Origin of the sequence: Psittacicella hinzii, assembly GCF_003585885.1 — a bacterium.
Classification (GTDB): domain Bacteria; phylum Pseudomonadota; class Gammaproteobacteria; order Enterobacterales; family Psittacicellaceae; genus Psittacicella.
The window spans coordinates 1-8,480 of record NZ_NRHC01000135.1 but is presented as its reverse complement, the minus strand read 5'-3'; the positions used below and the strand labels follow the sequence as shown (position 1 = coordinate 8,480).

At 30.8% G+C, this 8,480-nt stretch carries 7 protein-coding genes; 1 reads left to right on the top strand and 6 read right to left on the bottom strand.

What is annotated here, in order from left to right; genetic code table 11:
- Nucleotides 1-13 precede the first annotated feature (13 nt).
- Nucleotides 14-1,357: a hypothetical protein gene (locus tag CKF54_RS07655; protein ID WP_119525762.1), complete on the bottom strand. Its 1,344-nt coding sequence runs from the start codon at nt 1,355-1,357 to the stop codon at nt 14-16.
- A gap of 354 nt (nt 1,358-1,711) precedes the next feature.
- Between CKF54_RS07655 and CKF54_RS07650 the strand changes: the two genes are divergently transcribed.
- The gene (locus CKF54_RS07650) at nt 1,712-3,058 is read left to right on the top strand and encodes an IS1182 family transposase (RefSeq protein ID WP_119525761.1); all 1,347 of its coding nucleotides are present in this window, start codon (nt 1,712-1,714) and stop codon (nt 3,056-3,058) included.
- Between the two features lie 322 nt (nt 3,059-3,380).
- On the opposite strand, the gene rpsU is transcribed toward CKF54_RS07650, so the two are convergent.
- The 5 genes from rpsU to CKF54_RS07625 form a co-directional block, all read right to left on the bottom strand.
- Nucleotides 3,381-3,596, bottom strand: coding sequence for a 30S ribosomal protein S21 (gene rpsU / locus CKF54_RS07645; RefSeq protein WP_119525760.1), 216 nt, complete (start codon nt 3,594-3,596; stop codon nt 3,381-3,383).
- 158 nt (nt 3,597-3,754) lie between these two features.
- Nucleotides 3,755-6,130: an RNB domain-containing ribonuclease gene (locus tag CKF54_RS07640; protein WP_119525759.1), complete on the bottom strand. Its 2,376-nt coding sequence runs from the start codon at nt 6,128-6,130 to the stop codon at nt 3,755-3,757.
- A gap of 79 nt (nt 6,131-6,209) precedes the next feature.
- The gene (locus CKF54_RS07635) at nt 6,210-6,992 is read right to left on the bottom strand and encodes an enoyl-ACP reductase (RefSeq protein WP_119525758.1); all 783 of its coding nucleotides are present in this window, start codon (nt 6,990-6,992) and stop codon (nt 6,210-6,212) included.
- 13 nt (nt 6,993-7,005) lie between these two features.
- The gene (locus tag CKF54_RS07630) at nt 7,006-7,332 is read right to left on the bottom strand and encodes an outer membrane protein assembly factor BamE (RefSeq protein WP_119525757.1); all 327 of its coding nucleotides are present in this window, start codon (nt 7,330-7,332) and stop codon (nt 7,006-7,008) included.
- A 242-nt stretch (nt 7,333-7,574) separates the two neighbouring features.
- Nucleotides 7,575-8,399: an alanine racemase gene (locus CKF54_RS07625; protein ID WP_262407831.1), complete on the bottom strand. Its 825-nt coding sequence runs from the start codon at nt 8,397-8,399 to the stop codon at nt 7,575-7,577.
- Nucleotides 8,400-8,480 lie beyond the last annotated feature (81 nt).

The window sequence follows — 8,480 nt, the reverse complement described above, 5'->3', positions numbered from 1 at the left end:
GAGAGCTTATTTATTATTTATCTAAATTAAATGGATTATTTTCAACTCTATCACTATCAAATTGTAATTGAGCGTCGTTTGTTCTTTCAAAAGATGTATTAGGCTGGTTATTTTTCTTTTTCATAAAGTTAAAGAAAAAGCCTCTTTTCTTTCTACTTTCTTTCTTCTCAGAAATTGTTTCTGTTAAATCTAAATCATTTTGCTGACTAGTATTTTCAACGGTTAAATCACTGAATACTTCTTCAACTTTTTCAGCTTTTTCAGCTTTTTCCTCAACCAAAGTTGCACTTTGCTCATTAATCTTATCAGTTGTATGAGAATCTATTTCTTTGGAGTTATCTGCTACAACTTTGTAAGACATCTGATTATCACTTTTAGTCTGATAATTTAAAGCAGAGAGTAATTTAGCACGATGGGCAACCGCAACCTCTTTAGCTCTTTCATAATCTTGTTTATAAATCTCTTCTGAGAATAAAGCTTGAATTTCTTCTTTACTAATACCTTTTATATAACAAAAGTACAGAACTAAAGAAAATGAAATTAAATAAACATATTTAAGTAAAGATAATGAGTAGTAAACTAGATCTCCAAGTAAACCTAATCTCACAAAATTAGCTAGCAGTTTTACAAAATACCCTGCTACTTCAACTAGAACAACTAAAGCAAAGAAGTTCAGCAAAAATAAAGCCACTGTGGTTAAGAATAGCAATGCAATTTTTAAACTAAGGATAAATGTATCTTTAAATTTTAAATTTGTAGTAACTGCTAACCCATACCATGGTACATAAATAAAAATATTAGCTAATAATACAAGAACTCCAATTAACAGTGTTAACGGAAATAAGATAGAACTATCATATGAAGCTCTAATAATGCTTAGAAAAGGTAATAGTATCAGTATGCTAGTAATAACCAAGCTTAAAGTCGCAAAAAGCACCTTAAAATAGGTTTTTAATAAACTTTTAGAAGGAATATCCTTGATAAAGTCTTTAACAATTCTAAGGTTAAATTTCGTGATATAGGTTTGTGATTTCTCTAAATTTTCTGGAGTAGATCTATTTCTAATTAAAATTTGTTTAATATCGATATTTAAAGCGCGTAGAATAACAGTTAAGATTGCACTTAAAACAACCGTTAGAATTATAGATCTAGCTAAAAATAGAATTAAAGTCGAAGTAGATAAACCTCTTTCTCCAGAGAAATATGCAAAAAGATAATTTACTACACTAGTTGGTGTTAAATTTAATACCCATTGGGCAAAATAATATAGAATACCTAGGATAAACGTAAAGGAGAATAAAAATAAGAAATTTTTTCTTATATATTTATGTGTTACTGTAAGCGGATTATTGATCATATATACCCTAGTTCAAAAAGTTCGAATCACATAAAGATGTTTTTATCTATTATATTAAACCTGAATAAATTTTATCAAAGATTTTTCTTAGTCTATCTGAAATGGAAAGTTATTCGGAAAGCTAGTTTCTATTAATTCACCTAGGGTCATTGGAGGTGAACAAAGCAAAATTGGAGAAGAATAAGAATGGTCTGTTTATCTTTAGAGATAAAGTTGAGACTGTTACAAAAGTACTTCGAACGAAATTTTATAAGAATATATCAGTGAATTTTGTCTAAAACTATGTAATAATATTACGCTATAGCTATGTAGCTATATGACTATCCAAAACTTTATTACATTAATAAGACCAAAATGAGCTTAGCTAATAAATTAACACTAGATGATATTGAAAGACAAATTCCTGAAGATAACTTACTTTATAAAATCAAGAATAGCGTTGATTTTAACATTGTAAATAAGGCACTTAACTACGATCCTAATGAACCTAAGAAAGGTAGACCTGCATTTTCTTACATCATGATGTTTAAGATTTGTCTGATATCTATTCTTGAAGCCAAAAGCTTCCGAAAGACAGCGAAGAGTTTAGTGACAGACATCTCTTACTGGTGGTTCTTAGATTTTATCCCACAGGGAGGTAGTGTAGTATCTCACGCTACAATAAGCCGATATTTTGACACTTTTACAAAAAAGCAAGTGTTTAAAGCGGTATTTGAATACAGCGTAGAATTTGCCTATCTTCTCGATTTAGTAGATGGTGAAGTAATGTTCCAAGACTCTACCCATATCAAAGCTTACGCCAGCAAAAGTAAGGCCAAGAAAGAAACAATAACTACCATTGAAGAAGATAACTTAGATTTACTCAATGATGTAAATGAGATTAGAAATCAACATGGTATAAAGAAACTTAAACCTAAATCTAAACGAGTTGAGAAGAAAGTAACAATTAGCCTTACCGACAAAGACAGTGGTCTGCTAGTTCGTGAAAATAAACCTATTATCTTTTGCTTCCTTGATCATAGAATTATTGATGGGAAGTTTAGTGTTATCTTATCAACAGAGATATCTCCAGGTAATGTTCACGATAGCCAAAGATGTCTATCTGGGTTCCTATATATAAAGGATACCCACAACTTAGTACCTACAATAATTGGAGTTGACTCTGCTTATGATAGCGCTTTGTTAATGTATTCTCTTCATAAAATGGGCGTTAAATATGTTATTGTGCCTTATAAAAAAGCCGGAAATACCCCAAACGAATACAAACCTTCAGACTTTACTTATAACGCTGAACTAGACTTATATCTGTGTCCACAAGGGAAGGAATTAAAGTATAGTACGACCATTAGAAATGGATACAGCATATACAAATCAAATCCAGCTCAATGTGAAGCTTGTCCATTTAAAGATAAGTGCACTCGTAATAAGCTTAACAGTAAAGTTGTAAACAGATCAATTTACCAAGCTGTAAAAGATCATAACCATGCAGTAAGTGCTAGTGAATTCGGAAGAAAAATATCTAAACAAAGAAGTACTACTATAGAACCTAGCTTTGCTAATTCCAAAGAGCAACACGGATATGGAAAAGCTCGCTTTGTTGGAATTGAGAAAATGCAATCACAAGCTTATCTAACTTCAACCATTCACAATTTTAAAATTATCGTAAAGCACCTTTTTGATCAAAAAAAAAGTTCCAGTTAATAAAATTAACTAGAACGATCAAAGACAATTCAAATGAAGATTGAATTGCAAACGCAAGAATATTTTACCACATTGGTAAAATACTATCCCCAAAATCTTTTATAGGTTTGGGGAGGGGGCTTTATACCCTATAATTTCGTTCAAATTAATTTTTTATTCTAAAAAAGGTTCTTCGTACCTTTTTTAAATTGTTCGAAGGACTTTTGTAACAGTCTCAGTTCTTAATATTATGGTTTGAAATCGTAAAGAGAATTTTAAACAAATAAATAAAGAAAGTAAAAGCCTCGAGAACTAGACTCGAGGCTTTTTAATATACTAGTTATTAGTATAAACGATTGTGACGTGAGTTTTCACGTGCTACACGTTTAGCGTTGCGTTTTTTCGCAGTTGCTTTTAAACGTTTACGAATTGTAGCTGGTTTTTCGTAGAATTCACGATTACGTACTTCTGCTAAAATACCTGCTTTTTCGCAACTACGTTTAAAGCGACGTAAAGCAACGTCAAATGATTCATTTTCACGAACTTTAATTACTGGCATGCGCCGAACCTCATTTATTTAACTAAAAATTGATGTAAATTTAATTGTTATGCAATTAAAATAAAAACTATTTGAATAGCACAGAGGTCTCGTTCCAATTAATAAAATATATTCAGGAAAAATTATACTACAAATAAGTAACTTTTGCAAAAATAATTTTATTCTACAAAACTTACAAAATTAAATACAACTCTTTCTTTGTCCACTTTTTGCAAGCAAACTTTGAGTTTATCACCTAAAGTGTAAATTTTGTTATCTACCTCAAACTCCATAGCATTTGGATTAGCAACTATCTTTTTACCTAATTCCTTTTCTGCAAAGTTAGTGTAGATTACCCCCGCAATACTGCTTTTTAAATCTTTTACGCAAATAAATGATGACATAACAGCAGTAATTTCAACAGTAAACTCCTGCTTAGTTCTATCAAGTAGGTACTGACTTTCTAAAACCGTCGCTATTTTTTTATTAATGTTGCGAGAAACTGTTTTTGCTTCAGTTAGTTGTTCTAATATATCAGCTGGAGCCTTAACTAAAGGTTTGTCACAAATAAAATCTTTTAGTAGACGCTGGTTTACAATATCTACATATCTTCTAATTGGTGAAGTACCATTAGCATAGGCTTCTAAACCAAGACCATAATGTTCATTGCTTTCAAAAGAAAACTCTGAACCGCTCATAAAACGCAATATACGTGAGTTAAATACTTTATTGTTTGCAAGACATATCTCTTTAATTTGATGATAAACATCTAAAGTAATTTCATTACTTTGAGTAACATCTTTCAATAAAGTTGTATATGGTTCTAAATCTTTAATCCCTTTGTTAGTAACTAAAAAGTTAATATAGTCTTTAAAATAATTTATATTTGCAGGTTTAAAGCCTGATTGATAATTGTAAATTCCAGGAATTTCAAAATGCTTGAAGTATGATGCTATATAGCTATTAAAGCAAAGCATACATTCACTTACTAATTCATGCGATGAACTTAACTCTACCGGAATAATATCCAAGCACTTACCAGAATCATCAATGATATATTCTGTATTTGAAGTAGTGTAAGTTACCTGTCTAGAATTCTTAATTCTCCAATCACCCCTGCTATTAAAGAAATATTCTAAGGAGTTTATAACTTCTTTTATTTTTGGGGAAGCTAAAGCATGACCAACAAAATAATCAGCATTATCTCTAGCTCCTTCTAAATAAGAAGAAACTTCTTCATAAGTTAATTTTGCTTTATTGCTAATTTTAGCAATTCTAAATTCTACCCCATTAAAATTAGCTTCTTCATCAAAATAAATGAAACCAACAATACTAGGTCTACTAGCTTCTTCTAGTAATGAGCTAGCAAGAGTAATATTATTAGGGAGCATATTCAACGTATAAGCAGGGAGATAGAAAGTTTGCATTAACTTTTTAGCTCTAGTTTCAGCTAGAGAATCTTTTGCAAAAAATGCACTTGGATCTGCTATACCTACTGCTAGAATAGTTTTAGTCCCTTCAGGAACATTTAAATCAGCTTGATTTAACCCACAACTCTCTGCAAAGTTGTACTTACAGATATTTGTAGTACGTGGAGAGTAAAGTTTTAACTGATCATTATTATCTGTTGATAAAAGAAGAGAATCAGCATCTGACATTTGATGCACATATATTACATCATCAACGTCATTAGTAGTTGCGCTATCAATCGAGATAAATGGAATAGCAGTTAAGTCCTTTCTTACATCTTGATGAGGATCTTCAATTACATCACAAGTTTCATCTGTACGTGGTAATTCGTATTTTGCTAATTCCTCATACCACATTATTAACTGTTCATTTTTCTCACCAACATAATCATCTACTTTAACTTCAAAAGTTTGGCTACGTCCCTCAATAATAGCGTTGATATCATCAATTGTAATTAAAACTATTGATCCTACTTTTAGTTGACTTTTAACTTCATCACTAATTGATGAAATAAGATAAGCTTTTTTCAGAGGATCGTCTTTTAAAGTAACTTTTAAAGGAGATAAAGATACAACTTCAGCGGGATATCTTGTATATGGATGATTGATTATAGTTTTAATGTGCGCAACTTTTCCTTTTTCATTTTCGCTGGCTACATATGAAACTGTACAAAGGTTTAGCACTCTATTAGCTTCATAATGTGGTAAATAAACATTCATTGATGATTGTTCAATAAAACCAAAACCTTTAGGATTTATTTTTACTAAACCAACCATTAAGCAATGTTGGATTCGATGCTTATTATCGTGAACACAAGTGCAAATTTTACCATCACAATATGCGATGGTTGAATTTACTATATCTTTGTGATCTTCACAATTACATACAGGAAAACTTTTGCTACTAAATTTTTTATCGTTTACTTTTGTCTCATTCGTAATAATACTTTTTTTACCTTGAGGTAGGTTAACTCTGTAGTAATTATCCACCTTTGTAAATTTAGCATGATTACCTTTATCTTCCTTCTTTTCTTTAGATAATTCTTCTTTAAGTTGAAGTAAAACTTTATTATTGCTATCTAACATACATACTCGGAAGTTAATCAATATAAGAAAAGCCTAATTCTTATAGAATTAGGCTTCTAAGTAAAAATTCTAGTTTACCTTAAAAGTTTTCATTCATTGTTGCGATTGAGAAACCACCATCAACGTGAATAACTTCACCAGTAACACCTGAAGCTAAATCAGAAAGTAAGTAAGCAGCAGTACCACCTACTTCTTTAGTTGTAACTGTACGACCTAGCGGAGCTGCTTTTTCAAATGCTTCTAACATTTTTGAGAAGTTTTTGATACCTTTAGCAGCTAAAGTTTTAATAGGACCTGCTGAAATAGCGTTACAACGAACACCTTTAGCACCTAAAGAGTTAGCGATGTATCTAACACCAGCTTCTAGAGAAGCTTTTGCTAAGCCCATAACATTGTAGTTTGGAATTGCACGCTCAGCACCTAAGTAACTTAAAGTTACAATTGAAGAACCTTCATTTAAGTAAGGCGCTGCTGCTTTAGTCATAGCTACTAATGAGTAAGCTGAAATATCGTGTGCAGTACGGAAACCTTCTCTTGTTGTTACTTCAACAAAGTTACCGTCTAACTGATCTTGACCAGCAAATGCGATTGAGTGCACAAAACCGTCAAAAGTAGGCCATACTTTAGTTAGCTCTTCAAAACAGTTTTTAATTGATTCGTCATTAGTAACATCTAATTCTAAAACGATATCAGAACCTAATTCTTTAGCAAAACCTTCAACACGTGATTTTAATCTTTCACCAACGTATGTAAATGCTAACTCAGCACCTTGCTCTTTTAATTGTTGAGCAATACCCCAAGCAATTGATAAATTAGATGCGATACCAGTTACTAAAATTTTTTTATTACTTAAAATACCCATATAAAATCCAAAATTAATTATTAGTAGGTCTATCTAAATAGCCAAAAGAATCTACAATATTATTAACAAAAGTTACCGAAAATACTTTTTCAGTTACCCTACCGTGATTATCTACTACACGAGAAATGTAATACCAAGTATCTTCACTTAATGTTTTATAAACATTAGGTGTACCTAGTATATAAAGAACCTGTTCTTTATTTAAGCCATTTCTTAATTGAGTAACTTGTTCTTGATCTAAAACAGTACCTTCATTTTTTACTGGTTTATAAATTAAAGAACAAGATGAAAGGCTAAAAATGCTTAGCGCACCTAAGCAAATAAGAAGTAACTTTCTCATTAAATATGAAACCTTTAATAATTTAGAGCTATGTCTAAGACTATACAAATAACTTTTTACCTTTGTTATTATAGCATAAGCTTAAAAAGATTGTATTAGAATAAAATTAGCTAAATCAACATAAACATACGACTTTATCCGTAAATAAATCTAGTGAATTGTAAATAATTCTCTACCATAACTTAAATCCGGGGTATATACTTCAAAAAGTGTAACAACCTGTAAAAGCTTTAACAAAAAATCTACTCCTTAAATATAGCAGAACCAATTCTAACTTGAGTACTGCCGTATTTAAGCGATATTTCTAGACTGTCTGACATACCCATTGATAAAGTAGTAGCGTTAGGTTCTATTTCTAAAAGCTTTTGGTGGACTTTTTGCGCAAATTCATACTCTTCAACTTTATTATCCGTTGAAGCTATAAACATCAAACCTTTAAGTTTTAGGTTGTCTAAACTTTTTAGTTGTTTTGCTAAATTATAAATCTCCTCCTCGCTAGCACCAGCACGATTATCTTGATTTACTAGTGGAGATTTTAATTGCAGAAGAATATCTAATTTTCGCTTGCTATCTGTTGCATAAGTATTTGCTTTTAAAATACTCTTCTCTGTTGAAATAGAAGCTATTCCATCTGCAAAAGAACACACTTCTTTAAGCTTGCGGGATTGTACATTACCTATAATATAAAGCTTGACTTTACTTAAGTTACCTTTTAACTCTTGATAAAAGTCGTTATCCTGAAGTAAGTTCTTGTAGTTTCTTAAGAAGAGGATATCATTCCAAACTTCTTCATCATAACTTAAACCATTGGTTGCTATTGCATTTAGGTTACCCTCTAAAAATTCTTCTAGTAGAGATTTATTAGCTACAAGATCTTTAATTAGAGATAAGGAAGTAAATTTTCTTTTAGCTTCTTGTACATAGTTCTCTCCAACTAAGTAATTGCCGAGTACTATAGTAGCAAATAGGCTTTCCGTAGATACATATTTACTTACAACCATTAATTCTACTTTACGATCAACTAAACTTTTTAATGTGTTATTGATTTCTTGCAGATTTCTTTTGATCCTATTCTCCCGAAATTTTTTAAGTAAATAATTGGGGTAATTAAAGTAAAAGCATTAAAAATCAATAAAAAAGTCAAGCTT